The sequence below is a fragment of the Cedecea sp. P7760 genome (assembly GCF_013386425.1).
GTDB classification, from domain to species: Bacteria; Pseudomonadota; Gammaproteobacteria; order Enterobacterales; family Enterobacteriaceae; genus Cedecea; species Cedecea selenatireducens.
Map to the genome: position 1 here is coordinate 17,036 of NZ_JACARU010000013.1, position 26,699 is coordinate 43,734.

Here is a 26,699-nt window from a genome sequence, read left to right on the forward strand (position 1 = left end):
ATATGTTTAGCAAAGTCTTAATTGCCAACCGCGGCGAAATTGCCTGTCGTGCTATCCGCACGCTGAAAAAAATGAGCATTACCAGCGTGGCCGTTTATTCCGACGCGGACGCCAGCGCGCAGCACGTCATTGACGCCGATATGGCGATGGCGCTTGGCGGAGATAAAGCCAGCGACACCTATCTGAATATCGAAAAAATACTGGCGGCGGCAAAAGAGAGCGGCGCGGAGGCAATTTTCCCCGGCTACGGTTTTCTTTCCGAACGCGCCGAATTTGCCGAGGCCTGCGAAGCGGCCGGAATCGTATTTATCGGACCAACGGCGCAGCAAATCAGCGATTTCGGCCTCAAGCACCGCGCCCGTGAGCTGGCCTCCGGCGTGGACGTGCCGATGACGCCGGGCACCGGGCTGCTGACATCGCTTGCAGAAGCGCAGCTGGCGGCGGCGGAAATTGGTTATCCGGTGATGCTAAAAACCACGGCGGGCGGGGGAGGGATTGGCCTGACCCGCTGCGACAGCGAAACGGCATTGCTTGAAGCCTGGGAAAGCGTCAAGCGCATGGGGGCGCAATTTTTTAGCGACGATGGCGTGTTTATCGAGCGTTTTGTCGACAAAGCTCGCCACCTGGAAGTGCAAATCTTTGGCGACGGGAAGGGCAAGGTTGTGGCCCTCGGAGAACGTGACTGCTCGCTGCAGCGCCGTAACCAGAAAGTGGTCGAGGAAACGCCCGCGCCCAATCTTCCACAGGCAACGCGTGAGGCGCTGCATCGTGCGGCGGTGGCGCTGGGTGAATCCGTTAACTACCGCAGCGCGGGAACCGTGGAGTTTATTTATGACGCGGCACGCGATGCTTTCTACTTCCTGGAAGTCAACACGCGGCTGCAGGTTGAGCACCCGGTGACCGAGTGCGTAACCGGCCTGGATCTGATCGAATGCATGGTGCTGGTGGCGGCAGAGGCTTCCCCGGACTGGCAAAAAATGGCCGAAGCGCCGCAGGGCGCGGCTATCGAAGTCCGCATTTACGCCGAAGACGCGCTGAAAAACTTCCAGCCTTCGCCGGGCGTATTGACCGACGTTTATTTTCCAGAGGGCGTACGGGTTGACGGCTGGGTCAGCACCGGTAGCGAAGTTAGCGCTTTCTACGATCCGATGATCGCCAAGATCATTGTTTACGGTGCAGACCGCCTGCAGGCGTTAAGTATACTGAACGACGCGCTGGCGGCGACCAGGCTGCACGGGATCGCCACCAATCTGGATTATCTGCGGCAGATAGTTCGTCTGCCGGAGTTTAAGGCCGGGGTGATGTGGACGCGCCTGCTCGATAGCGTGAGCTATCAGGCGCAGGCCGTGGAAGTGCTGGAGCCTGGCACCTGGAGCAGCATTCAGGACAGCCCTGGCCGCCTCGGATATTGGGATATCGGCGTGCCGCCGTCGGGGCCGATGGATGATTTTGCCTTCCGTCTGGCGAACCGCATCGTCGGTAACCATCCTTCCGCCGCCGGGCTGGAGTTTACCCTGCAGGGGCCGACGCTGCGCTTCCACAGCGAAGCAACCATCGCGCTGACCGGCGCACCTTGCCCGGCACGGCTTGATGACCAGCCGGTGACCTTCTGGCAGCCAACGGTGGTGAAAGCGGGGCAGATCCTCACCCTGGGCAGAGCCAGCAGCGGCTGCCGCACCTATCTGGCGGTACGCAACGGTTTTGACGTGCCGGTGTATCTCGGCAGTCGCTCTACCTTTGCGCTCGGCCAGTTTGGCGGACATGCGGGGCGCACATTGCGCGTCGCGGACGTGCTGGCCATCTCTCAGCCTTGCCTGCCAGCCTGCACTACGCCTGCGCCGATTAGCCTGCCGCAGGCGCCGGAACCCGCGCTGATCCCGCAGTACGGCGAGATATGGGAGATTGGCGTGCTCTACGGGCCGCACGGCGCGCCGGACTTCTTTACGCCTGAGTCGATGGAAACCTTTTTCAACGCCGAATGGCAGGTTCACTACAACTCTAACCGCCTTGGGGTGCGCCTTGTCGGGCCCAAGCCGGAGTGGACCAGAGCCGACGGCGGTGAGGCCGGGCTGCATCCTTCCAACGTGCACGACTGTGAATACGCCATCGGCGCGGTGAACTTTACCGGCGACTTCCCGGTGATCCTGACGCGTGACGGCCCAAGCCTCGGCGGGTTTGTCTGCCCGGTGACTATTGCCAAAGCGGAATTGTGGAAAGTCGGGCAGGTGAAGCCGGGTGACCGGATTCGTTTTCACGCCATTAGCTTTGAACACGCGCAGTCTCTGGAAATCGCCCAGCAGGTGGCGGTGACCAACCTGTGTGCCGGGGCAAGCCTGCCGGACCTGCATCCTTCTATTGCACCAGGCGCGACGACCAGCGCGGCGATCCTGGCGGAAATCCCTGCTCAGGGAGCCCTGCCGGCGGTGGTTTACCGTCAGGCGGGCGACAACTATGTGTTGATCGAATACGGCGATAACGTGCTCGACCTGGCGCTGCGCCTGCGTATTTATTTGCTGATGAAGGCGATTAACCAGGCGGCGCAAACGGGCATTGAGGAGCTTTCTCCCGGCGTTCGCTCGCTGCAGATCCGTTATGACAGCCAGCGTATCTCCCAAAACCAGCTGCTGACGCTGCTGCTGAGCATTGAGAAACAGCTTGGCGATGTGACTCGCCTGAAAATTCCTTCGCGCATTGTGCATCTGCCGCTGGCTTTTGAAGACAGCGCCACGCTGGCGGCGGTGGAGCGCTACCAGCAAACGGTGCGGGAAGACGCCCCGTGGCTGCCGAACAACGTGGACTTTATTCAGCGCACCAACGGGCTGCAAAGCCGTGACGAGGTGAAGCAGATCCTGTTTGATGCCAGCTACCTGGTGCTCGGGCTGGGCGATGTCTATCTCGGCGCGCCTTGTGCCGTGCCGCTTGACCCGCGTCATCGCCTGCTGAGTTCGAAGTACAACCCGGCGCGTACCTGGACCGCAGAAGGCACGGTGGGCATCGGCGGCATGTATATGTGCATCTACGGCATGGACTCTCCAGGAGGTTATCAGCTGGTGGGGCGCACGCTGCCTATCTGGAACAAATTCCTCAAAAACGAACAGTTTGGCGACGAGCCATGGCTGCTCAAGTTCTTCGACCAGGTGCGTTTCTACCCGGTGAGTGAAGAAGAGCTGACCACGTTCCGCACGGCATTTCGTGAAGGGCGTGCACAGGTGGAGATCGAAGAGGTTGAGTTCGATTTTGCCGAATATAGCCGTTTCCTTGCGGACAATGCCGACGATATTACCGCTTTCCGTAGCCGCCAGCAGGAGGCCTTCCTGAGCGAAGTGGCGCACTGGAAGGAACAGGAAAGCGCGGCGGTGGAGAGCGCGCTGATGGCGACGGCTATGCCGGAGGAAGAACAGGCCGGCCAGCTCGTCAGCGCCGACCTGAACGGCAATATCTGGAAAATACTCGTTGAGCCGGGCCAGAGCGTAAAGCAGGGCGAACCGCTGATCGTCGTGGAGGCGATGAAGATGGAGCTATTAGTCAGCGCGCCGTGCGACGGCAAAGTCGTGCGCATTCAGTGCCAGCAGGGCCGACCGGTGGGGCCGGGGGATGCGCTGCTGTGGCTGGAGGCGGTGTAGGCCTATGCCAAAGCGACCAGAAGCCGTAGCCGAACGTATCTACCAGCAGCTAAAGCAGGAAATCTTCGACTTTCTCCTGCTGCCGGGCGACCGCTTTAGCGAAAACGAAATTGCCGACCGCATGAGCGCCAGCCGCACGCCGGTTCGCCAGGCGCTTTATGCCCTGCAGCAGGAAGGTTATGTCGACGTGCAGCCCCGCAGCGGCTGGCAGATCCGGGCGGTGGACTTCGATCATCTCGAATCGCTTTACGATCTGCGCATCGTGCTGGAGCTGGAGGCGGTGAAACGGCTTTGCCAGCGGGCTGATTCCGTATGCCCGCTGCCGCTGCAGGCGTTGAAGCAGTTCTGGCTGGAGGAACCGCCGCTCGACGAGGGCATCAACGTCGCGCCGTATGACGAGGCTTTTCACATGACGCTGGTGTCTGCGGCGGGCAACCCTGAAATGGCCAGGGTTCACCGGGATATCACCGAGAAAATCCGTATTGTGCGCAGGCTGGACTTTACCCGTAAGCCTCGCGTCAGTGCGACGTACGCCGAACATGGGCAAATCCTGCTCGCCGTGTGGGACCGCAACCTTGAGGAGGCACAGACCCGATTACACGACCACATCGCCGCAAGTCAGAAAGAGGTTCGTCAGATAACGCTTCATATGCTGCACCAGGCTCGGCAACTCAAGCTGAGTTAACCATTTATCGTTTCTTCAGGGGAGTCAGACTTATGCAACGTCGTACCTTTGTTAAAGCTTTCGCGCTTTCCGCTTCGGTTGTCAGCTTCGGGCTGGCGTTTGCCGCCCAGGCGGCAGATACCATCAAAGTTGGGATCATGCACTCGCTGTCGGGCACCATGGCCATTTCAGAGACGCCGCTTAAAGACGTGGCGTTGATGACCATCGACGACATTAACGCGAAGGGCGGCGTACTCGGCAAAAAGCTGGAGCCGGTGGTGGTTGACCCGGCGTCAAACTGGCCGCTGTTTGCCGAAAAAGCCCGCCAGTTGCTGAGCCAGGATAAGGTGGCCGTGGTGTTCGGCTGCTGGACGTCCGTGTCGCGTAAATCCGTGCTGCCGGTGTTTGAAGAGCTGAACGGCCTGCTGTTCTATCCGGTGCAGTACGAAGGGGAAGAGATGTCGCCGAACGTATTTTATACCGGGGCGGCACCTAACCAGCAGGCGATTCCGGCGGTGGAATACCTGATGAGCGAAGACGGCGGGGCGGCGAAGCGCTTCTTCCTGTTGGGGACGGACTACGTTTATCCGCGTACGACCAATAAGATCCTGCGCGCCTTCCTGCACTCTAAGGGCGTTCAGGATAAAGACATTGAAGAGGTCTACACGCCGTTTGGCCACAGCGACTACCAGACCATCGTGGCCAATATCAAAAAATTCTCCGCTGGCGGTAAAACGGCGGTGATCTCCACCATCAACGGTGACTCTAACGTGCCGTTCTACAAAGAGCTGGCGAACCAGGGGCTGAAGGCGACCGACGTGCCGGTGGTGGCCTTCTCCGTGGGTGAAGAAGAGCTGCGCGGCATCGACACTAAACCGCTGGTGGGCAACCTCGCGGCCTGGAACTACTTCGAGTCCGTCGATAACCCGACCAACAAGCAATTTGTTAACGAGTGGAAGGCCTATGCCAAAGCCCACAATCTGCCGAATGCCAATACCGTCGTGACCAATGACCCGATGGAAGCGACCTACGTTGGCATTCATATGTGGGCGCAGGCCGTTGAGAAAGCGGGCACGACGGACGTGGATAAAGTCCGCGCGGCGATGGCCGGGCAGACCTTTAAAGCGCCGTCTGGCTTTACCCTGACGATGGATGCCACCAACCACCATCTGCACAAGCCGGTGATGATCGGCGAGATCGAAAGTAACGGCCAGTTCAACGTGGTGTGGCAGACCGACAAACCTGTGCGCGCCCAGCCGTGGAGTCCGTTTATTCCGGGGAACGATAAGAAATCAGAGCTGCCGGTAAAGACCGCCGGCAACTGATTTATACCCTTAGCTGATTTATACCCTTAGCTGATTTTACCCTCACCCCGGCCCTCTCCCTGGAAGGGAGAGGGGAAAAGCGGGAATGCCCTCTTTCTGGAAGGGAGAGGGAGAAAAGCGGGAATGCCCTCTTTTTGGAAGGGAGAGGGTTAAATTCGTTATTCCCTCGCCCCTCTGGGGGGAGGGTTAAATTCGTTATTCCCTCGCCTCTCTGGGGGAGAGGGTTAAAGCCTTTATTCCCTCGCCTCTCTGGGGAGAGGGTTAAATTCTTTATTCCCTCGCCCCTCTGGGGAGAGGGTTAGGGTGAGGGGCAACAGGGTGAAATCAAACAGGAGAACGCCATGACGTTAGCAACACTGGCCCGGCTGCTGCTGGTTGTGGCCGCTTTATTGCCGGGGCTTGCCGCCGCCGGTGACGCGGAGACGTTTTCGACCGCGAATCGTACGGCTCAGGCGGAGCTGCTCCAGAACTGGACGCTATCGCCCGATCCCGCTCGCTTGCCGCTGCTCAACGCGCTTAAGCAGGAAACGCTGGTCACCGACGGGCACTCGGCCTTTAACCAGACCGACGCAGGCCTGACTCCATTAGGGGATGAGGCCCAACCGCAGGGCGAGACAAAAAAGCTGCGGCTGACCAACAGGCTTCGTGTGCTGGTCGCCGGGGCGCTGGCGAGCCATCAATTGATAAGTGACAACGTCTCTATGCGTTTAAATGCGGCTAAAGCCTTGCAGAAAGAGGCTCCGCCGGAATTACTCCCGATTCTTCAGCAGCGTATAAACGCAGAAAAAGAGCAAAGCGTGCGGGAAGCGCTTGGGCTGGCGATTGCCCGTCTGGAGCTGGCAAGTCCGCAGGCAGAAGTGCGTCTGGATGCGGTAAAGCTTCTGAGCCAGTCCAGCGACCCGGAAACTGAGGCTTTGCTCAAACCATTAACCGACGCAAGCGCGGAGCCGAATGCGGAGGTGCGCCAGGCCGCCACAGAGGGTCTGCGTAAAATTGAGCATCGCCAGAGGCTGGGTGAAATCCTTGGTCAGGCGTTTATGGGGCTTTCCCTTGGCTCGATTCTGCTGCTGGCCGCGCTCGGCCTGGCAATTACCTACGGCCTGCTGGGCGTGATCAACATGGCTCACGGCGAAATGCTGATGCTTGGCGCGTACTCTGCCTGGCTTGTTCAGGCCGGGTTCCAGCAGTTTGCTCCGGCGTGGCTGGCGTTTTATCCGCTGGTCGCGCTACCGGTGGCTTTTGCCGTCACCGCCGGGATCGGCATGGCGCTTGAGCGCACGATTATTCGTCATTTGTACGGTCGCCCACTGGAAACGCTGCTGGCGACATGGGGCATCAGCCTGATGCTGATCCAGATCGTGCGCATGCTGTTTGGCGCTCAGAACGTGGAAGTGGCTAACCCGGCCTGGCTGTCGGGCGGCCTGCAGGTGCTACCGAACCTGATCCTGCCGTGGAATCGCCTGGTGGTGCTGGGTTTTGTGCTGCTGGTGCTGCTGTTTACCTGGCTGTTGCTGAACAAAACGCGGCTGGGGATGAACGTGCGCGCCGTAACGCAAAACCGCGCGATGGCGGCGTGCTGCGGCGTGTCCACCGGGCGTGTGGATATGCTCGCATTCGGGCTTGGGTCAGGCATTGCAGGTTTGGGCGGCGTGGCGCTTTCTCAACTGGGTAACGTTGGCCCGGAGCTTGGGCAGGGCTACATCATCGACTCCTTCCTGGTGGTGGTGCTCGGCGGCGTGGGGCAGCTTGCTGGTAGCGTGGCTGCGGCGTTCGGGCTGGGCATCTTTAACAAAATACTCGAGCCGCAAATCGGCGCGGTGCTGGGTAAGATTCTTATTCTGGGGCTGATCGTGCTGTTTATTCAGAAACGTCCTCAGGGGCTGTTCGCGCTCAAAGGGAGGGTCATTGACTGATGACTATGCCGCTGACTTTAACGCTCGGACGTAAAGCGCCGCGCCTGACTTTGGTTTTGGGCACGCTGCTGGTGGTTTTGCTGCTGACGCTGCCGTTCCTGACGCTGTTGCCCGGCAGCAATCCGTTCAGCCTGTCGACCTACACTATGACGCTTGTCGGCAAGATCCTCTGCTATGCCACCGTGGCAGTGGCGCTGGATTTAGTCTGGGGCTATGCCGGGTTACTCTCCCTCTGTCACGGCCTGTTTTTTGCCCTCGGCGGCTACGCCATGGGGATGTACCTGATGCGCCAGGCCGCAGGTGACGGGCTGCCCGGTTTTATGTCGTTTCTCTCGTGGAGCGAGCTGCCGTGGTACTGGTGGGGGACGCAGCACTTCGCCTGGGCACTGCTGCTGGCAATGGCGATTCCGGGGCTGCTGGCGTTTGTTTTCGGCTATTTCGCCTTTCGCTCAAAGATTAAGGGCGTTTACTTCTCGATCATGACCCAGGCGCTGACATACGCGGGGATGCTGCTGTTTTTCCGCAATGAAACCGGCTTTGGCGGCAATAACGGCTTTACCGGGTTTACCACGCTGTTGGGGATGCCGGTGACGGCAACCGGCACGCGAATCGGGCTGTTTATCGCCACCGTTTTGCTGTTGGTGGCAAGCGTCGGGCTAGGCTTTTGGCTGGCACGCAGCAAGTTTGGCCGCATTCTGACGGCGGTGCGTGATGCGGAAAACCGGCTGACCTACTGCGGCTACGATCCGAAAGGCTTCAAGCTGCTGGTGTGGACGCTTTCCGCCGTGCTTTGCGGGCTGGCCGGGGCGCTGTATGTCCCGCAGGTCGGCATTATTAACCCCGGTGAGATGTCACCGACCAACTCGATTGAGGCCGCCATCTGGGTGGCGCTGGGCGGGCGCGGCACGCTAATTGGCCCGGTATTGGGCGCAGGGCTGGTGAACGGGGCTAAAAGCTACTTCACCATGGCGGTGCCGGAGTACTGGCAGCTGTTTCTCGGCGTGATATTTATTCTGGTGACGCTATTTTTACCGCGCGGGGTCATTGGCCTGCTGCGCAAAGGAGAGAAATGATGCAGCCCGCCGAATCCCTGTTTACCCGCCAGCATCCTACGGACCGCTTTCGCGAGCAAACCGACCCGGTGCTGGCGCTGGAAAAGATCAACGTTAACTTTGACGGCTTCCAGGCGCTGACCAATTTGTCGCTGAACATCGGCGTGGGCGAGCTGCGCTGCGTGATTGGCCCTAACGGCGCGGGAAAAACTACGCTGATGGATGTGATCACCGGCAAAACCAAACCCCAAAGCGGCAAGGCTTTTTACGATCAGTCCATCGACCTGATGCGGCTGGAGCCTATCGAAATCGCCCAACGAGGAATTGGCCGTAAGTTTCAAAAGCCAACGGTCTTTGAGGCGCTCACGGTCTTTGAAAATCTGGAAATTGCGCAGAAAAACGATAAATCCGTGTGGGCAAGCCTGCGGGCAAAGCTCAGCGGCGAACAGCGCGATCGTATCGACGAAATGTTAATCACGCTCCGGCTGACGGGAGAACGCCATCGCCGGGCGGGGCTGCTTTCTCACGGGCAAAAACAGTTTCTGGAAATCGGCATGCTGCTGGTGCAGGAACCGCATTTGCTGCTGCTGGACGAGCCTGCAGCGGGCATGACGGATGCCGAAACAGAGTACACGGCGGAGCTGTTCCGCAGCCTGGCGGGCAAGCACTCGCTGATGGTGGTTGAGCACGATATGGGCTTTGTCGAAACTATCGCTGACCACGTCACCGTGCTGCATCAGGGCCAGGTGCTGGCGGAAGGATCTCTGCGTGAGGTGCAGGCGAATGAGCAGGTTATCGAGGTCTATCTTGGGCGCTAAGGAGCAAACATGCTGCAGGTGAATGAGCTTAACCAGTATTACGGCGGCAGCCATATTTTGCGCGGCGTCAGCTTTGAGGTGCGCGTGGGGGAAGTGACCTGCCTGCTCGGGCGTAACGGCGTGGGGAAAACCACGCTGCTGAAATGCCTGATGGGGCTTGTGCCTGTGAAGGGCGGCAGCATCAGCTGGCAGGGGCAGACAATAACCCAGCGCAGGCCGCACCAGCGCGTTCAGGCGGGCATCGCCTACGTTCCTCAGGGGAGAGATATCTTTCCCCGGCTGACGGTGGAAGAAAACCTGCTGATGGGGCTGTCGCGCTTTTCCGGGGGCGAAGCAAAGGCCGTGCCGGACGAGATTTACCAGCTATTTCCGGTGTTGAAAGAGATGAGGCTCAGGCGCGGGGGCGATCTCTCCGGCGGGCAGCAACAGCAGCTGGCGATTGGCCGTGCGCTGGCCTGTAGGCCGCAGTTGCTGATTCTGGATGAGCCCACGGAAGGGATACAGCCGTCGATCATTAAAGAGATTGGCCAGGTGATTCGGCATCTCGCCGGGCGGGGCGATATGGCTATTCTGCTGGTGGAACAGTTTTATGATTTTGCCGCAGAGCTTGCCGACCAGTACCTGGTGATGTCGCGGGGGGAGATAGTCCAGCGTGGCGACGGCAGCGCGATGGAACAGGACGGCGTCCGGGGACTGGTGGCGATATAAGTGGTCTGCCAAAATTTAATGATTGTGGCCCTTTCGGCTGAACCTCTACGCGCCTATAGTTTTTGATATTCACTATCGAATTCCAGAGGTTAGCATGTCTTTTACCGTCAACAGTTTCCAGCAGCCGATTGGCTTATCTCTCCCTGACTGGCAGCGACGCCCGCTGCCGGAACGCGTCACCTTAAACGGGCAGTTTTGCCGCCTCGAACCGTTGAGCGTGGAGCGGCATGGGGCACAGCTTTGGCAGGCCTGGAGCCAGGCCGAAGATTCGCGTGGCTGGACTTACCTGAGCGTTGGGCCGTTTGATAACGAGGCCGATTTTATCAGCTACATCACCGGCGCCGGGCAAAGTGCAGATCCTTTCCATTTTGCCGTTGTGGATAACGCCAGCGGCAAAGCGCTTGGCACGCTGTCGCTGATGCGTATTGACCCGGCGAACGGCAGTATTGAAGTCGGGTTTGTGGTGTTCTCCCCGCTGCTACAGCGTACCGTTCAGGCTACGGAAGCGCATTTCTTACTGATGAAGTATGCCTTTGAAGTGTTGGGTTACCGCCGCTACGAGTGGAAGTGCGATAGCCTGAACGGACCTTCCCGTCGCGCGGCGCTGCGGTTTGGTTTCCGCTTTGAGGGCGTATTCCGCCAGATGGGGATTTACAAAGGGCGCACTCGCGATACGGCCTGGTTCTCCATCACCGATGGTGAATGGCCGCTGGTGAAGCTCGCTTTTGAGAGCTGGCTGTCCCCGGAAAATATGACCAACGGCGTGCAGCGTACAGGGCTGGCGGCTATTCGCGATGCACTTAGCCGCCAGAAAAGCGAACCCGCTCGTCGGGTAGACGTGCGCCCGTTAACGGCGGACGACCGCGAAGCGTGGCAAGCACTCTGGCAGGGCTACCTGACCTTCTACGACGCACAAATAAGTGACAACGTCACGGATTTAACCTGGCAGCGCATGCTGAATGAGCAAGAGCCGGTAGGGGGCCTGGGCGCCTTCGACGAGCAGGGGAACATGCTGGGATTCACCCACTTCCTCTATCACCGCAGCACCTGGTCAGCAACCCAGTACTGCTATCTCGAGGATCTGTTTGCGGCCCCGCAGGCAAGAGGCAAAGGCGTTGGCCGGGCGCTGATTGAAGCGGTACGCCAGCACGCAGAGGCCAACAACAGCTCGCGCCTTTACTGGCATACCCATGAAACCAACGCCACGGCGCAAACCCTGTACGACAAAGTGGCGCAGAAGTCCGGCTTTATCAAATACGAAAAAGCCGTTTAGTTGAATGATGCCTCGTCAGGCCGTGAGAGGCTGGCGGGGCGGCGTATTCATGCCAATCACGATGGCGTAGTAAGCCAGTAAAATCGTGCCCATCAGCACCACAAACAGCATGTAAGACGGCAGCCAGCTCAGCAGCAGGCCGGTGACCAGTGGGTTACAGGCCCCGCCGAGCCAGCCAAGCTGCTGCGCGGCAAAGTAGCTGGATTTCAGCCCCGGCGGCGCGATATTGTCGATAAGCATATATTCCCCCGGCGCATAGATAAGCTCGCCAAGGGTAAACACCAGCGAAGACAGCCCCCACAGCCAAAGGTTCGTGCCTGAAATCATAAAGCCGCCAAGGCCGAAGACGAAAAAGATCGTACCGAAGAACATCATCTTTTTAATGTTATCGGGGCGAATGTTTTTCCCCAGGAAGTACTGGAAAGCGACGACAACAATGGCGTTTACCGACAGCACGACGCTGACGACTTTTTCAGCCAGCCCGGTATCACCGATAACAATTGCGTACTGCGACAGGCAGCCGGCGAACGCGCCGTAAACCATCGAGCCTAAAAAAGCCGAAGTGGTGAACCACATAAGCTGTTTATCGCGCAGCATCATGCGCGGAGACGGCAGCACCTTATCTTCCGTATCATTGACGCTGCTGGCGCTGACCGGCTGGCTTTTTACATAGCGACCAATCATCAGAATTGGCAGCAGGGCGGTCATCGCGGAGAGCCAGAACGGCAGGTTGGTGCTGTACATCACCACAAAGGTGCCTATCGGCGGGCCGACCGTCCAGCCGACGTTAACGAAGGTATAGTTGAGGGAGAATATTTTGGGTTTCAGGCTAACGTCCAGCGTGTCGGAGAACCATGCCTTAACCACCACGGAAAACACCGTGTAAGAGCAGTTGATGATCGAGTAAAACAGCACCACCAGTCCCGCGTTATGCACCAGCGGGATGACCGCAAAGCCGCCGAGGAAGATGACGATAGCCAACAGCATGGCTTTTTTCTTATCGAATTTGTCTGCAAGGATGCCAAACCACAGGCTGAATATCACCCCGGCGACCAGCGCGACGGTAATCGCCAGGCCAATATCCTTCAGCGCCATATGGTACTCGCGCGACAGATATATGGTCATAAACGGCAGCGTAAGTCCCCGGCCAATGGTCAGCAGCAGCGAAGAAATAAGTAACACAGTTGTTGCAAGTTGTTTGCCTGAGAACAGTTTACTGAGGGCGGTCATGGCGGCATGTTTTAATTGTGATGAGATAAGAGGGTGAAAGATTTATCACGAAAAATCAGCCTGGTATAGCGATCAGTTTTGGCGAAGGCACGATACAACACATCTGTATCCCCGGCAAAAAGTGGGATCTGTATCTGTTTGCTCAGGCGGATAAGGTTTATTTTTTTACAAATCGATAATAAATACAGAGGCAGGGTTATGACGCGTAAAGATGGACTGCTGGCGTTGCTGGTGGTGGTGATTTGGGGCGTGAATTTTGTGGCAATCAAGCTGGGGCTGCACAACATGCCGCCGCTGATGCTGGCGGGGCTGCGCTTTTTACTGGTGGCGTTCCCGGCGATGTTGTTCGTTGCCCGCCCGAAGCTGCCTTTTCGCCTGCTGGCGGCCTATGCGCTGACCATCAGCTTCGGGCAGTTCGCCTTCCTGTTTACCGCGATTAAGTTTGGTATGCCCGCCGGGCTGGCTTCTCTGGTGCTGCAGTCTCAGGCGTTTTTCACCATCATTCTGGGCACGTTTTTCTTTGGCGAACGCCTTCAGGCCAAACAGCTGGCGGGGATTACCCTCGCGGTATTCGGCGTGCTGGTGCTGATTGAAGGCAGTTTTGCAGGGCAGCACGTGGCGCTGCTCGGATTTATGCTGACGCTGGCGGCAGGCCTGAGCTGGGCTTTCGGCAACATCTTCAACAAGAAAATCATGCAGCACGAGCCGCGTCCGGCCATCATGTCGCTTATCGTCTGGAGCGCGCTTATTCCGGTGCTGCCGTTCTTTGCCGCAAGCTGGCTGCTGGATGGGCCAGAAACTATGCTGCAAAGCCTGGTGAATATCGACAGCACGACCATTCTATCGCTTATCTATCTGGCGTTTATCTCGACCATTGTGGGCTACGGTATTTGGGGCACGCTGCTTGGGCGCTATGAAACCTGGCGAGTGGCGCCGCTGTCGCTTTTGGTGCCGGTGGTCGGTATGGCAAGCGCCGCGCTGATGCTCGGGGAGACGCTAACGGTAATGCAGCTGTTAGGGGCGGTACTGATTATGGGTGGGCTGTATATCAACGTCTTTGGTTTGCGCTTCAGGCGTTCGGTGAAACGAGTCTCTTCCTGACGTTCGCGGCACCCGCCCAGCATCGGGCGGGTTAGCCTGCATCTTATGAACGAACGTTACCGTGATAGTAAGGGGAACCCAGTTCTTCAGATTTTTCTGCAGCGGTTTGCTGCGGGCCTTTAGACAGCTGACCGCCGGAGCAGGAGATCATGTTGCCGTAGTTGGCCTGGGTGGCGTTGAAGCTGCCGGATTGCTCCGCAAGAGCGTTTGTCGATGCCAGGGCCAGAAGAAGGGTGGCTGCGGAGATGAATTTCATATTTCCTCGATTACGCCTGTAAAACAGGCGGTGATGCATTAATTACACAAACTACAATACTGATTGTACGGATGCAGATACTTGCCTTCTACGGCAAGACGGGTCACCCGGTACTTGTGCGGCGGCACCGAAAAGTAGTTCTTAAAGGTGCGGGTTAACGTCTGCTGCGACTCAAATCCATAGCGCTCGGCCAGGTAAAGAATCGGTTCGTTGCTTTCTTTGAGCTTAAGCGCGATTTCTGTCAGCTTACGGTTACGGATGTACTGGCCCATCGAGTGGCCGGTTTCTTTCTTAAACATCCGCTGCAGATGCCACTTGGAGTAGCCAGACCGCTGAGAAACCTTCTCCAGCGAGAGCGGGGTTTCCAGGTTTTCTTCGATCCACCCCAAAATGCTCTGAATCGTAATCGCATCATTGTTGCGTCTGGACATCGTTTCACCTCTTTGCAGGTTTTACGGCAATACCTTTGTTAACAGGCGATAAAGCGTGTCGACTTCGTCGTCGGTCAGGTTTTTTGTGAGTTCTTTGTGGAGGCTTAGCCCCACCAGGCTTCGGCACTCTTCACACAGCGCAACGCCTTCCGGCGTCAGCTTGATCAGAACGCCGCGCTTATCGTTGGGGTTCGGCAAACGCTCGATCCAGCCCTTGCACAGCAGGCGGTCCAGCATTCGGGTTAATGCACCGAGGTCAACGGAAAGCACTTTTTTCAGCTCGACTGGGGTGATGCAAACTTGGTAGTGAATAGAGCACAGCACCTTAAACTGGGTAGCGGTAATATCCAGCGGGGAGAGCGAGTCGTTTAACAGGCGGTCTTTGTGCTGATTCACCATGTGGATCAATCGCCCGAGGGGAATGATTTCGTTAAACAGATCACAGGTGCTTTTCACTATGTTTGCCCAGGCAAGTAGATTAGTCACGGCAGATATTATTGCCGAGGCAAGTATAAGTCAACGTGATGGTTTAGCCGATGCCACGAAAAGCTAAAACGCTTCACCCACCGTCGGTAAACTCCGTGCTGCTATACTCAAACCTGCTAAGCCCGCTCGATAAAGGACCAAAAAGGATTAAAATATGATGGATTTACTCAGGGCCATAGGCCTTGGCCTGGTGGTGTTGCTGCCGTTAGCTAACCCACTGACCACCGTGGCGCTGTTCCTTGGGCTTTCCGGAGACATGAATAGCCGGCAGCGTAACCGCACCGCACTGATGGCTTCGGTGAATGTGTTTGTCATTATGATGGTGGCGTATTACGCCGGTCAGGTGGTGATGAATACCTTCGGGATTTCAATTCCGGGCCTGCGTATTGCCGGGGGGCTGATCGTCGCCTTTATCGGTTTCCGCATGCTGTTCCCGCAGCAAAAGGCGCATGAATCACCGGAGTCGAGAAGCAAGTCGGAAGAGCTGAGCGAAGAGCCCGAGGCGAATATCGCCTTTGTGCCGCTGGCGATGCCAAGTACGGCCGGGCCGGGTACCATCGCGATGATCATCAGTTCGGCGTCCACCGTGCGCGCAGGTTCTGATTTCCCCAACTGGGTGATAACCGTGGCGCCGCCGCTGATTTTCCTCGCCGTAGGCCTGATTCTTTGGGCTAGCCTGCGCAGTTCAGGGGCGATTATGCGCATAGTCGGTAAAAGCGGCATTGAGGCCATTTCCCGCCTGATGGGCTTCCTGCTGGTGTGTATGGGCGTGCAGTTTATTATTAACGGCGTGCTGGAAATTATTAAGACTTACCCGGCCTGATTTGAGCGTGATGTAAAGAGAAATGCCCTCGCAATGAGGGCATTTTTGTTAATGCGTCGGCCGGGGCTGCTCGTCCAGCGCCACCGGCCAGCGGCGAAACACAATTATTGACCAGAACAGCGCGACAAGCGCCGGAATTGCGCCAATAAAGCCGATATCCGCCATGGAAATATGCAGGCTGACCTGATTGCCCACCAGCGCGCCCGCGCCGATGCCGATATTAAAAATACCCGAGAACAGCGACATCGCCACGTCGGTGGCATCCGGCGCAAGGGCCAGAACCTTCACCTGCATCCCGAGGGCAATAATCATAATTGAAATGCCCCAGAACAGGCTCAGCCCGGCGAGGGTCAGCTCGTTTCCTGCAGCGGGTAACAGCAGGATCAGGCTGGCTGCCAGCAGGGCAATCGCCCCGGAAACCAGCCCTGAAGCGTATTTATTTCCCCATTTGCCAAACAGCACGCTGCCGATGATGCCCGCGCCGCCAAACAACAGTAAAAGCAGCGTTGCAAAATTGGCGCTAAGCCCCACGACCTGCTGCACGAAAGGCTCGATATAGCTGTAGGCGGTGTAGTGCGCGGTGACCACCACGGCGATTAACGCATAAATGTTGACCAGCGCGGGCCGACGGAACAGCTCAGGCACGCTGGACAGCGAACCCGAATGCTCGCTAGGCAGTTTAGGCAGCAGCTTAATCAGGCAGAACAGCGTCACGGCCGCCACCACGCCAATGGCGAAGAAGGTGGTACGCCAGCCAAAATACTGCCCGACGATGCGGCCCAGCGGTAAGCCCAGCACCATCGCCAGCGCCGTGCCGGTCGCGAGTAAACTCAGCGCCTGGGCCTTTTTGCCCGCAGGCGCCATACGAATGGCAAGTGAAGCGGTGATCGACCAGAAAATCGCGTGAGCGAAAGCGATACCAATTCGGCTCATCACCAGCACGGTAAAGTTCCAGGCAAGGAACGACAGCACGTGGCTGGCAATAAACAGCAGGAAAATGGCAATCAGCAGCCTGCGCCGTTCAACCTGGCTGGTCATCAGCATAAAGGGCAGCGACATCAGGGCCACCACCCAGGCATAGATGGTCAGCATGATGCCGACCTGCGCGGTTTCCATGCCAAAGCTCTGGGCGATATCCGACAGCAGGCCAACAGGCACAAACTCGGTGGTGTTAAAAATAAAAGCGGCAACCGCGAGGGTTACCACCCGTAGCCACGCCGTTTTGCGTGAGACGGTAGTGATTGTCATAAGGAGCCAGGCAGGTAAATAAGCGGTAGGAATGGATGGATCATAAAACCATCAGATCGGCGGCACAACCGATTTTGTGATTTATGTCTCATTTACGACTCTGCCAGACCTGAGCAAGAAAAAAGCAGCGCGGTGCAGGCGAGTGTGTCATGGTAGGCGGTGAGAAAATAACAATGAAAAGCAGGAGTTATCACGATGCAAGCAATTGACTTTTATATGGTAGATGCCTTCGCCGACGCCACCTTTGGCGGTAACGCCGCCGCCCTTTGCCCGCTCAGTGAATGGCTGCCGGATGACACGCTGCTGAAAATGTCCCAACAGCATAATCAGTCGGAAACGGCTTTCTTTGTGACCACAGACGAGGGCTTTGAGCTGCGTTGGTTTACCACGCAGGGAGAAATCGACCTTTGTGGGCACGCCACGCTTGCCGCTTCACACGTCATCTTTGAGCATCTCGATTACCCTGAATCGGTGATTCATTTCAGCACGCGTTTTGTTGGCCCGCTGACCGTGACGCGTAACGGCGAATGGCTGACGCTGGATTTCCCCGCCTGGGAAACGCAACAGGTAGCGCCGCTGCCTGAGCTGCTGGCAACGCTTGGCATCAGCGAGTGCAAAGAGCTACGCGTAGGGCGTGATTATCTGGTGGTGCTGGAAAGCCAGGCGGAAGTAGAAGCTATTCAGCCTGATATCAACGCCATGATCCCGCTGGAAAAAATGGTCTGTATTACCGCGAAAGGTGAGGGTGAATATGATTTTGTCAGCCGCTTTTTCTGCCCAGGCGAGTCAGTGCCGGAAGATCCCGTCACCGGTTCTACCCACAGCATGCTGATCCCTTACTGGGCGGATAAACTGAACAAAACGCATCTGCTGGCGCGGCAGGTCTCTTATCGCGGCGGCGATCTGCGCTGCCAGTACAAAGGCGAGCGCGTGCTGATCGGCGGCAAAGCGGTCACCTATCTGATTGGCAAAGTGCTGCTGCGTTAGCGAATCCCTGCATAGTTATCAACGATTGATGAATTCAGCTCATAAAGGCTAGCTGATCAGGCGCGATTATTGTTGAGCCCGTCCATGCTAGCCTTTGTACATTGATGCCAGCTGGAGCATCACCGTTAAAAAGGGCTGATGGCGTTTGCCCCCGCCCGCGGGAGCTATTCCAGCAGGGAAATAAAAGCTTCAAGCTGGCGGGTTTTAGCGTCTCTACGCCACAGCAGCCAGGTATCCAGATAACGCTTATCCTCCGGCAGCGGCCAGGTACTCACCTGATGGCTACCCGGCATACTCTCCAGCATACTTCTTGGCATCAGCGCCAGCCCCGCCCCGGCAATAACGCAGGCCAGCATCCCGTGGTAAGACTCCATTTCGTGGATCTTGCCCGGCATGGCCTGGCTGTCGTGGAACCAGCTTTCAAAATGGCGGCGGTAGGAGCAGTTGGCCCGAAAGGCATAAATACTCGCGCCGTTAACGTCCGCGCCGCTGTGAATCGGGGCATGGTCTGCAGGCGCGACGATGGTCATCTCTTCGCGATACACCGCCACGCCCTCAAGGGAAGGATGCAGCACCGGGCCGTCAACAAAGGCGGCAGAAAGCCGGCCTTCGAGTACGCCGTCAATCTGGTCACCTGAGGGGCCGGTAGCCAGCGAAAGGTGAATTTTCGGGTAGCGCTGGTTGAAGCTTGCCAGCAGGCCGGGAATGCGTACCGCCGCCGTGCTTTCCAGCGAACCGAGCGCGAGCGGTCCCTGAGGCTCATCGCCGGATACCACCATTCGCGCTTCATCCACCAGCGCCAGGATGCGTTTACTGTAGGCCAGAAAACTGTGGCCGGACGGCGAGAGCTTCAGGCGCTGGTTCTCGCGGATAAACAGCGCCACGCCCAGGTCGGCCTCCAACTGCTTGATGCGGGTCGTGAGATTCGACGGGACGCGATGCACCTGCTGTGCGGCGGCGCTGATGCTGCCGGTTTCTGCGACGGCGTTGAACATTTCCAGCTGGGTCAGATCCATAGCTTTCTCAAATCGTGAAGGGTTTGCTTAGTATTATTCATTTTTAAACTTTACGCCTCAAGGCTACTGTTAACATCTCATTCACCTGTCGAGGCACCACCATGCAATCAGTAACCGGGCAAACCCACGCCATTTCACGCAATCCCGCTACCGGTGAGCGCATTGCGGTTTATCCTTTTGAGAACGCAGCACAGATTGATGCCGCGCTGGCCCGCAACCATCAGGCGTTTAATGCATGGCGGGCTACGCCGCTGAGCGAGAGAGCGCAGAAGCTGCGTGATTTAGGTGCTGCGGTGCGTAAACATGCCGAGGCCATGGCGCAAATGATTGCCGCCGAAATGGGCAAGCCGATTTTGCAGGCGCGTGCCGAAGTGGCTAAGTCAGCCAATCTTTGCGACTGGTACGCAGAGCATGGCCCGGCGATGTTAGGCGCGGAAACGACTCAGGTTGAAAATAACAACGCGGTTATCGAGTACCGTCCGCTTGGGCCAATTCTGGCGGTGATGCCTTGGAACTTCCCGCTATGGCAGGTTTTGCGCGGCGCTGTGCCGATTCTGCTGGCCGGGAACAGCTATATTCTGAAGCATGCGCCAAACGTGATGGGCTGCGCCGACATTATCCGCCAGATGTTCACGGATGCCGGGTTCCCGTCGTCGCTGTTCGAGCTGCTGAACGTCACGCCCGAAGGGGTAAGCCAGGCGATTAACGACTCGCGTGTTGCCGCCGTGACGGTAACCGGCAGCGGCAGAGCCGGGGCAGCGATTGGCGCTCAGGCGGGCGCAGCGCTGAAAAAATGCGTGCTGGAGCTGGGCGGTTCCGATCCGTTTATCGTGCTCAACGATGCAGATCTGGACGAAGCCGTTAAGGCCGCGGTGGCCGGGCGTTTCCAGAATACCGGGCAGGTTTGTGCGGCGGCAAAGCGCTTTATTGTTGAAGCCGGGATAGCCGAAGCCTTTACCGACCGCTTTGTTGCCGAGCTGAAAAGCTATCAGTTAGGTTCGCCGGTGGACGAGGCTAACCGCATCGGGCCGATGGCGCGCTACGATCTGCGTGATGAGCTGCACGAGCAGGTGACAACGTCACTTAAGCAGGGCGCAAAACTGCTGACCGGCGGGGACAAGCTGCCCGGCGAGGGCAACTACTATGCGCCAACCGTGCTGACCAATGTCACGCCGGAAATGACCGCGTTCCGTCAGGAGCTGTTTGGCCCTGTAGCCGCCATTACCGTTGCCCGTGACAGCGAGCACGCTCTTGCACTGGCGAACGACAGTGATTACGGGCTTTCTGCCACGGTTTATACCGCCAATGAGCAGCTTGCGCTGGAGATGGCGGCTCGCCTTGAGTGCGGCGGCGTGTTCATCAACGGCTACAGCGCCAGCGACCCGCGCGTGGCGTTTGGCGGGGTGAAAAAGAGCGGGTTTGGCCGTGAGCTTTCCCACTTTGGCCTGCATGAGTTCTGTAATATTCAGACCGTGTGGAAGGATCGCCGGTAGTTTTCTATGAGGGGGCCACCGCGCAGGTGGCCCTGTTTGTCATTGAAATGAAATAATTCTGTCATTTTCGCTCAGTACACTCGCCGCATCGTTGTGTTACTGAAGAAAATCATGAACATAAGCCAAATTTTTCGCCGTTTAAACCCCTTCAAACTTTTCGCCCGACGTCCTCGCGAGTTTGGGTTACTGAGCGGGGTGGTTGGCGTTATCGCACTCTTTTCCATGCTGCAAATTCTCTCCACCGTCTCCCTTTCTAATATCCTGCATGAAACCCGCCAGAGCGTGCTTGAAAGCAATCAGCTTCATCGGCAGCAGGTCGTCATGGAGAAAGCCAGAACATCTTTGTTAATGACCAGCGACCTGTTAAACCGGGCGGGCGTTTACTTTATGCAGGACAAAGAAACCGGCTCCGTTGGCAGTTGGAATAGCCTGGTAGATGAAGCTGACGCGGCGCTGAAGATGTCGCAGCAAAACTTTGCCGCCTGGCAACAGCTGCATCCGCAAGGCAGCGAGCCGCTGGCCAATAGCTATCAGCTGTTCTCAGGCGGGTTAAAAGAGCAGCTGGATGGCATGCAAAAACATGCCTCAATCGATGCGTTTTTCGAAGTACCCATTCAGGCGTTTCAGTCTGACTTCAACGAACAGTATGCGCATTACCAGACCGACGGTGAGAAACAAACCGCGCAGGCCGGCCATGCTTTACTGGGTAGCCTGAGCCAGGCGCAAACGCTGTTCATCATCGCGCTGGGCATTTTATTGGCGGTGGCGATTACCGTCTGGCTGGGCGTGGCCCGCTGGGTGATTCGTCCGCTGCGCGGCCTGATTGAGCATCTGCATGTTTTGGCTGCCGGTGACTTGTCCCGTTTGCCCGCCGAAAGAAAACTGGTGAACCGTGAAGTGAAGCAGCTACACGGCAGCGTACTGGAAATGCAGCAGGGCATTCAGCAACTGGTGCTGGAGGTTCGTGAATCGTCCGCGACGTTGTTGAGCAACATCGGTCAGCTTGCCGAAGGTAACAATGAGTTGTCCAGCCAGTCTTCTCAGCAGGAGCAGGAGCTGGAGAAGGTTACGCTGCATATTACCGAGCTGGAGTCCCGCGTACAGGAAAATAGCCAGTACGCTATTCAGGCGAACCAGCGCGCAGATGAAGCGCGTGAGATGGTGGCCGGGGGCGATCAGATGATGCACACGGTAAATATGTCTATGCAGGATATTGTCGCCCGTTCATCAGAGATGCGCGGCATCGTGGCAATGATTGATAACGTGGCGTTCCAGACCAATATTCTGGCGTTGAACGCCGCGATTGAAGCCGCTCATGCGGGCAATCAGGGGCGTGGTTTCGCCGTGGTTGCTCGCGAGGTGGGCCTGCTTGCTAAGCAGAGCAGTCAGTCGACCAGAAACATTCAGGCGTTAATCAATAACTCGCTGCAGGGTATCGAGCAGGGCAGCGAGGCGGTGTCTGAACTTGAGACGCAGTTGAAGAATGTTATCGCGCTGGTTACGCGTCTTAGCGGCCTGCTGAATGAAATTTCCAGCGCGTCCGTAGACCAGGGGGCCAGCGTGCATCATGTTACGACGCGGATAACCACGCTGAATCAGGCGGTGAATCAAACGGGGCAGCTGATAAAAGCTTCGGCAAACACTTCTCAGCGTTTGCTGGATGAATCGCAGCGCCTTGAAAAAGCCGTTGCCCGCTTTCAGATGACTGCCTGAGTTCGTTTTATTATCGGCCCGTGGCTCTGATATACTTGCGCCGCTAAATATATCGCTCAGGAGAGCACGGTGCCGGTTCAATTAGACAATCAGTTACTGGAAGAGATCCTCGACCAGGTTCGCCCTTTGCTGGGAAAAGGGAAAGTGGCGAACTATATTCCAGCCCTGGAAGAAGTCTCCGGCAATAAGCTGGGCATTGCTATCTGTACCGTTGACGGTGAATTCTTTAGCGCCGGAGATGCCACAGAACGCTTTTCCATTCAGTCGATCTCTAAAGTACTAAGCCTGACGCTGGCAATGGGGCGCTATGAAGAGCATGAAATCTGGCAGCGCGTAGGCAAAGAGCCCTCCGGGCAGCCTTTTAATTCCCTTTTGCAGCTTGAGCTTGAGCAGGGCAAGCCCCGTAACCCGTTTATTAACGCAGGTGCGCTGGTCGTTTGCGATATGCTGCAAACCCGCCTCAGTGCGCCTAAGCAGCGCATGCTCGAGGTGGTTCGTCAGCTTTCCGGCGCTGAGGATCTAGTCTATAACACGCGCGTGGCGCGTTCCGAATTCGAGCATTCGGCGCGAAATGCCGCTATTGCCTGGCTGATGAAGTCTTTTGGCAATTTCGAAAATGACGTGATTGCGGTGCTACAAGCCTATTTCCATTTTTGTTCTCTGGAAATGAGCTGCCTCGAATTAGCCAAAACGTTTTTGTTCCTGGCAAATCAGGGACGGGCATTGGATCTCGATGAGCCGGTGATTTCCGCCCAGCACGCACGGCAAATTAATGCGCTGATGATAACCAGCGGCATGTATGACGGTGCGGGTGAATTTGCTTATCGCGTAGGTCTGCCGGGGAAATCGGGCGTGGGCGGCGGTATTATCGCCAACGTGCCGAACGAGATGTCTATCGCCGTGTGGTGCCCGGAGCTGGACGCTTCCGGTAACTCTCTGGCGGGGACTGCCGCGCTGGAAATTCTTTCTCAGCGCATTGGGCGTTCTATTTTTTAAACTGTTCTGGCATTACAGCAGCAACAATCCCGGTATGCGCAACCATAGCACGCCAACCAGGCTAACGGTGGCCAGCACGGCTATCATAATGGCGGTGATAAGCAATCGCTCCGCCCAGGGGGTTTTACGCATTTTGACTCCGGGAAATCCTTCGTTCAGGGACTATAAGCCAGTCACTTTAAACATCGGTTAAACCTGAGTCTGCTAATTATTCATTGGCGATAAGTGTGAATTGTTAGTCGCAAATCCTGCCCTGAATGCAGTGGTCTGCAGAAGGTGGCAAAAATTTAGCTTATGGCTGATAGTTGATGCTGTGCGCTGGCAGGTTGAGTGAATTTTCCTCTTTCTCTCAATGCCCGGGGGTTGTTAGCTGGGTAAACATGCTAAGCTAATGCTTATTTTCGCAATCACCTGATGGCGCTATTTATTTTCAGCGGTGATGAATAAATATGAACCAGGATAGCATGGTTAATCGATCCAAGTTTTTATTCTTTTCCCCAGAAAAAATGCTGTTAAATGCCATCAGTGTTTTTGCTCTGACCACGCTGTTTTACTTTTTTGGCGCTTCGCTACGCCTGGTTAACGATCTGTCGCTATTTTGGCCGCTGAATGCGGTGCTGGCGGCCATCTTTGTCCGCAATCCGTGGCTGAATAAAGCCGTTTACTATTTTATTTGCTATGCGGCGATGTTGGTTTACGACGCTTTCACCACGCAGTGGGGCTGGCAGTCGACGATCATTAACTTTTCCAATATGGTCTTTATTGTCACCGCCGCGCGTTTATTGTTGCGTTATTCACGCAATATGGACGAGAGCAATTGGGCGCTAAATGCGTTTAATATTTTTAATTTCTCGCTGATTGCCGCCATATTATCTTCGTTATTTGGCGCGGTGGGCTCGCTGGGTATTAGTGGTGATTACCATGAAAAGTTTATGCCGCTGTATGCCGACTGGGTCAGCGAGCAGTTTTCAACCGGCGTGCTGATGCTGCCGTGCTTGCTGACCGCAAGCTGGCCTTCCTGGCGTAAGCTGTCCGGCATTGTGCCATCCGATATGTATCCGCTTTTTGCCGTCGTGATTGCCGTCTTCACGGCGATGATTATCGGTGGCGCGGGCAGCCTGGCGTTTCCATTGCCGGCGCTTATCTGGTGTGCCATACGCTATCCGCTCCCGGTCACCGCGCTATTAACGTTGATTACCGGGGCGGTGGAAATTGTGCTGGTGGCCCATGCGGCGATCAATCTTCACTCCGAGCAGCCGCTGTTGCTGGTGGATCAGATGTTCTCCGCCCGTCTGGGCATCGCCACCATCGCCATTTGCCCGCTGATTGTTTCCATCAGCGTGGATGCAATTAATCAACTGATCAAGCAAACGTCGCTGCGGGCGGATTATGACTACCTGACCGGCGTTTATTCGCGCTCAGGCCTGTTTGAAGCGCTCAAACGTAGCGCGCGCCAGCAGCCAGATATCGGGCAGCCGCTGCTGTGCGTCATGCTGCTGGATATTGATTTCTTCAAGCGTATAAACGACAGCTGGGGTCACGAGTGCGGCGATATGGTGTTGGCCTCTTTTGCTGCCAGGGTGCTGGATACCGTGGGCAATCGGGGAATGGTGGCACGTATTGGCGGGGAAGAGTTTGTGGTGGTGTGCCGAACCCGGGATCCGAAGCAGGGTTTTGAGATAGCCGAGCAGATTCGAAAAACCATTGAAGCAAGCAGCTTCCATTACGAGCAGCGGTCGCTGTTTATTACCGTGAGTATCGGCCTGGCTGAGGCCACGCTGGGCAATAACACGCTGGAAGCAACGTTTAATCAGCTGATCCCTGAAGCAGATAAAAATCTGTATCTGTCGAAACGGCAGGGACGCAATAAGACCAGCTCGAGCAGCCAAAATGCCGATGAGCTACCGGCATCGCATATTAGCGATTCATAATAAGCATGTTCATTTTCGATCCTTTATTATCGAGTAGTATTACCGCTCAGTTCGTCGTTGCTGGTTCGTTTGCCTGAGAAATTTATGAGTACACCCGATCCTCACAAAAAAGCCAGAACGCAGGGCTCTCGTTTCATTAATCGTATGTATATCATGCGGATGTTGGGCACGCTGCTGTGCTTTTTGCCTATCTTTTCGGTGTTGCACGAGCAACAGGCTTCTCTGGCGATTGTCGCCCTGTTAGCGGTCAACGCTTTTGTCTGGCCACACGTGGCGCTGTTGAAAGCGCGTTTTTCCTCCTCTCCGGTCACCGGTGAAAAGCAGAATCTGGTCATAGATGCGGCGGCGGGGGGCTTCTGGATTGCCATGATGTCGCTCAGTGCGCTGCCTTCAGTGGCGATTGTCACCATTCTGGTCTCCGACAGGCTGGCCGCTGGAGGAAAACCGCTGATGGTCAGGGCGATGGTGGCAATGCTGCTGGCGTTTTCACTCACCTGGATAAGCCACGGAATGCCGTTCAACCCGGCGGTTTCTGCCCGCACGATGTACGCCACGCTGCCGCTTATCGCCATTTACACCATCGCGCTCAGCATGCTAACCGCTTCCATCTCGCTGAAGCTGCGGCAAAAAAGCCGTGAGCTGGAAAATATCGCCATGATGGACCCTCTGCTCGGGATCGCAAACCGCCGCCTGCTGGAGCGTAAAATTGGCAATGAGCTGGCGCGATTACGGATTGCCTGCGGAAGTTCGGCGCTGATGTTTATCGACATCGACAATTTCAAAGAAGTGAACGATCGTTTCGGACATAAAGTCGGTGATTCAATCCTGATGGCGGTGTCCGACGTGCTGCGCGTGGTTACGCGTTCAAGCGATACCCCGGCCCGCCTCGGCGGCGACGAGTTTGTGGTTCTGATGCCGAATACTTCGCTGGAAGAAGCCGAGGGCATTGCGCAGCGGATCCTGCTGGAGTCCATTAACGTTCGCGTGCTGCCGGAAAAAAACGCCTTCTGTACCCTAAGCATCGGCATTGCCTGTGCGACTAAAGAGATGCCGGATGCCGTCGAGTGGCTGAGAGCGGCGGATGATGCCCTTTACAACGCCAAGCGCGCCGGTAAAAACCGTATTTACGCGGCCTGAGAAATGTTCATCTAAACTGTATGCAGAGTAGGTTATTTGTCTGCGCCGGGGAGATGACATGCTGAATACCGCGATGACCGATGAACTGACTGGCCTGTTGAACCGTCAGGGCGTCGATGAGTTTATCCTGCTGTTTAACGGCACCAGCGAAGAGGGCGCGTTTATCGCGATGCAGCATCTTGAGGGCAAGGTTTCGGCGTTTAACCAGCGGGCAGAACACCCCTGGGCGCTGGGTTTTAACTGGGGATGCGTGGAGTATGCCCCTCAACGGCATCTCAGCCTTGAGGATCTGGTCAACGAGGTCGATCAGGCCATGCGTCAGGCAAGAAGCGTCAGAACACCGTCACGAAATCAACTGTAATAACAATTCCGTATACCTTCTTAATAGTAGTTGCCCGCATTAGCCAGTAATCTGGCCCATTGTTATTTCTACATCAACCGTCCCGACAACTTAAACTAACATTCAGGAGTCGCT

Annotated in this window: 23 protein-coding genes; 17 read left to right on the forward strand and 6 right to left on the reverse strand. The window is 56.6% G+C overall.

Annotated elements, in window-relative coordinates; all coding sequences use genetic code 11:
- The first annotated feature begins 2 nt into the window (after window positions 1-2).
- From uca to HX778_RS25280, 8 genes are all read left to right on the forward strand, one after another.
- Window positions 3-3,623 (forward strand): urea carboxylase, encoded by a 3,621-nt coding sequence (uca, locus tag HX778_RS05185; RefSeq protein WP_176981441.1) that lies wholly within the window; start codon window positions 3-5, stop codon window positions 3,621-3,623.
- Between the two features lie 4 nt (window positions 3,624-3,627).
- Complete coding sequence (locus HX778_RS05190) at window positions 3,628-4,308, forward strand: GntR family transcriptional regulator (RefSeq protein WP_176981442.1); 681 nt, start codon at window positions 3,628-3,630, stop codon at window positions 4,306-4,308.
- Window positions 4,309-4,340: 32 nt separating this feature from the next.
- Window positions 4,341-5,612 carry an urea ABC transporter substrate-binding protein gene (urtA, locus tag HX778_RS05195; protein ID WP_176981443.1) on the forward strand — a complete coding sequence of 424 codons (1,272 nt, stop codon included), beginning with the start codon at window positions 4,341-4,343 and terminating at the stop codon, window positions 5,610-5,612.
- Window positions 5,613-5,953: 341 nt separating this feature from the next.
- Window positions 5,954-7,525: an urea ABC transporter permease subunit UrtB gene (urtB, locus tag HX778_RS05200; RefSeq protein WP_176981444.1), complete on the forward strand. Its 1,572-nt coding sequence runs from the start codon at window positions 5,954-5,956 to the stop codon at window positions 7,523-7,525.
- Window positions 7,525-8,598, forward strand: a complete 1,074-nt coding sequence (gene urtC / locus HX778_RS05205) for an urea ABC transporter permease subunit UrtC (protein WP_176981445.1) — start codon at window positions 7,525-7,527, stop codon at window positions 8,596-8,598. The genes urtB and urtC overlap by 1 nt, the downstream gene beginning before the upstream one ends.
- Window positions 8,598-9,395: an urea ABC transporter ATP-binding protein UrtD gene (urtD, locus tag HX778_RS05210; protein ID WP_176981473.1), complete on the forward strand. Its 798-nt coding sequence runs from the start codon at window positions 8,598-8,600 to the stop codon at window positions 9,393-9,395. Before urtC ends, urtD begins: the two co-directional genes overlap by 1 nt.
- A gap of 9 nt (window positions 9,396-9,404) precedes the next feature.
- Window positions 9,405-10,103 (forward strand): urea ABC transporter ATP-binding subunit UrtE, encoded by a 699-nt coding sequence (urtE, locus tag HX778_RS05215; RefSeq protein WP_038472474.1) that lies wholly within the window; start codon window positions 9,405-9,407, stop codon window positions 10,101-10,103.
- Window positions 10,104-10,197: 94 nt separating this feature from the next.
- Complete coding sequence (locus tag HX778_RS25280) at window positions 10,198-11,376, forward strand: GNAT family N-acetyltransferase (protein ID WP_176981446.1); 1,179 nt, start codon at window positions 10,198-10,200, stop codon at window positions 11,374-11,376.
- A 15-nt stretch (window positions 11,377-11,391) separates the two neighbouring features.
- Here HX778_RS25280 and HX778_RS05225 read toward each other — a convergent pair whose 3' ends face one another.
- Window positions 11,392-12,606, reverse strand: coding sequence for an MFS transporter (locus HX778_RS05225; protein WP_176981447.1), 1,215 nt, complete (start codon window positions 12,604-12,606; stop codon window positions 11,392-11,394).
- Between the two features lie 198 nt (window positions 12,607-12,804).
- On the opposite strand from HX778_RS05225, the gene eamA reads away from it, so the two are divergent.
- Window positions 12,805-13,707 (forward strand): O-acetylserine/cysteine exporter, encoded by a 903-nt coding sequence (gene eamA / locus HX778_RS05230; protein WP_176981448.1) that lies wholly within the window; start codon window positions 12,805-12,807, stop codon window positions 13,705-13,707.
- 43 nt (window positions 13,708-13,750) lie between these two features.
- Here the strand turns inward: eamA and marB are convergent, their stop codons facing one another.
- From marB to marR, 3 genes are read right to left on the reverse strand one after another with little or no spacing between them, the layout of a single operon-like run.
- Window positions 13,751-13,963 carry a multiple antibiotic resistance regulatory protein MarB gene (gene marB, locus HX778_RS05235; RefSeq protein WP_038472467.1) on the reverse strand — a complete coding sequence of 71 codons (213 nt, stop codon included), beginning with the start codon at window positions 13,961-13,963 and terminating at the stop codon, window positions 13,751-13,753.
- A 38-nt stretch (window positions 13,964-14,001) separates the two neighbouring features.
- Entirely contained in the window at window positions 14,002-14,394 is a 393-nt protein-coding gene (marA, locus tag HX778_RS05240) for an MDR efflux pump AcrAB transcriptional activator MarA (protein ID WP_038472465.1), read from the reverse strand.
- Between the two features lie 21 nt (window positions 14,395-14,415).
- Window positions 14,416-14,850: a multiple antibiotic resistance transcriptional regulator MarR gene (gene marR / locus HX778_RS05245; RefSeq protein ID WP_038472462.1), complete on the reverse strand. Its 435-nt coding sequence runs from the start codon at window positions 14,848-14,850 to the stop codon at window positions 14,416-14,418.
- Between the two features lie 184 nt (window positions 14,851-15,034).
- Here marR and HX778_RS05250 point away from each other — a divergent pair, with 184 nt between their 5' ends.
- A complete protein-coding gene (locus tag HX778_RS05250; protein WP_038472459.1) occupies window positions 15,035-15,703 on the forward strand; it encodes a MarC family NAAT transporter in 669 nt (222 codons plus the stop codon).
- A 48-nt stretch (window positions 15,704-15,751) separates the two neighbouring features.
- On the opposite strand, the gene HX778_RS05255 is transcribed toward HX778_RS05250, so the two are convergent.
- Window positions 15,752-16,951 carry a sugar transporter gene (locus HX778_RS05255; protein ID WP_176981449.1) on the reverse strand — a complete coding sequence of 400 codons (1,200 nt, stop codon included), beginning with the start codon at window positions 16,949-16,951 and terminating at the stop codon, window positions 15,752-15,754.
- Between the two features lie 195 nt (window positions 16,952-17,146).
- On the opposite strand from HX778_RS05255, the gene HX778_RS05260 reads away from it, so the two are divergent.
- Window positions 17,147-17,938, forward strand: a complete 792-nt coding sequence (locus tag HX778_RS05260; protein WP_176981450.1) for a PhzF family phenazine biosynthesis protein — start codon at window positions 17,147-17,149, stop codon at window positions 17,936-17,938.
- A 164-nt stretch (window positions 17,939-18,102) separates the two neighbouring features.
- On the opposite strand, the gene HX778_RS05265 is transcribed toward HX778_RS05260, so the two are convergent.
- On the reverse strand, window positions 18,103-18,954 hold the full coding sequence (locus HX778_RS05265) for a LysR family transcriptional regulator (protein WP_038472451.1): 852 nt from the start codon (window positions 18,952-18,954) through the stop codon (window positions 18,103-18,105).
- A gap of 101 nt (window positions 18,955-19,055) precedes the next feature.
- Between HX778_RS05265 and sad the strand changes: the two genes are divergently transcribed.
- From sad to HX778_RS05295, 6 genes are all read left to right on the forward strand, one after another.
- Window positions 19,056-20,447 (forward strand): succinate-semialdehyde dehydrogenase, encoded by a 1,392-nt coding sequence (gene sad, locus HX778_RS05270; RefSeq protein ID WP_176981451.1) that lies wholly within the window; start codon window positions 19,056-19,058, stop codon window positions 20,445-20,447.
- A 111-nt stretch (window positions 20,448-20,558) separates the two neighbouring features.
- Entirely contained in the window at window positions 20,559-22,160 is a 1,602-nt protein-coding gene (locus tag HX778_RS05275) for a methyl-accepting chemotaxis protein (protein WP_176981452.1), read from the forward strand.
- Between the two features lie 69 nt (window positions 22,161-22,229).
- A complete protein-coding gene (gene glsB / locus HX778_RS05280) occupies window positions 22,230-23,156 on the forward strand; it encodes a glutaminase B (protein WP_038472441.1) in 927 nt (308 codons plus the stop codon).
- A gap of 449 nt (window positions 23,157-23,605) precedes the next feature.
- Window positions 23,606-25,087: a GGDEF domain-containing protein gene (locus HX778_RS05285; protein WP_038472438.1), complete on the forward strand. Its 1,482-nt coding sequence runs from the start codon at window positions 23,606-23,608 to the stop codon at window positions 25,085-25,087.
- Window positions 25,088-25,171: 84 nt separating this feature from the next.
- Window positions 25,172-26,224: a diguanylate cyclase gene (locus tag HX778_RS05290; protein WP_176981453.1), complete on the forward strand. Its 1,053-nt coding sequence runs from the start codon at window positions 25,172-25,174 to the stop codon at window positions 26,222-26,224.
- Window positions 26,225-26,264: 40 nt separating this feature from the next.
- Window positions 26,265-26,585 carry a diguanylate cyclase domain-containing protein gene (locus tag HX778_RS05295; RefSeq protein WP_255483342.1) on the forward strand — a complete coding sequence of 107 codons (321 nt, stop codon included), beginning with the start codon at window positions 26,265-26,267 and terminating at the stop codon, window positions 26,583-26,585.
- Window positions 26,586-26,699 lie beyond the last annotated feature (114 nt).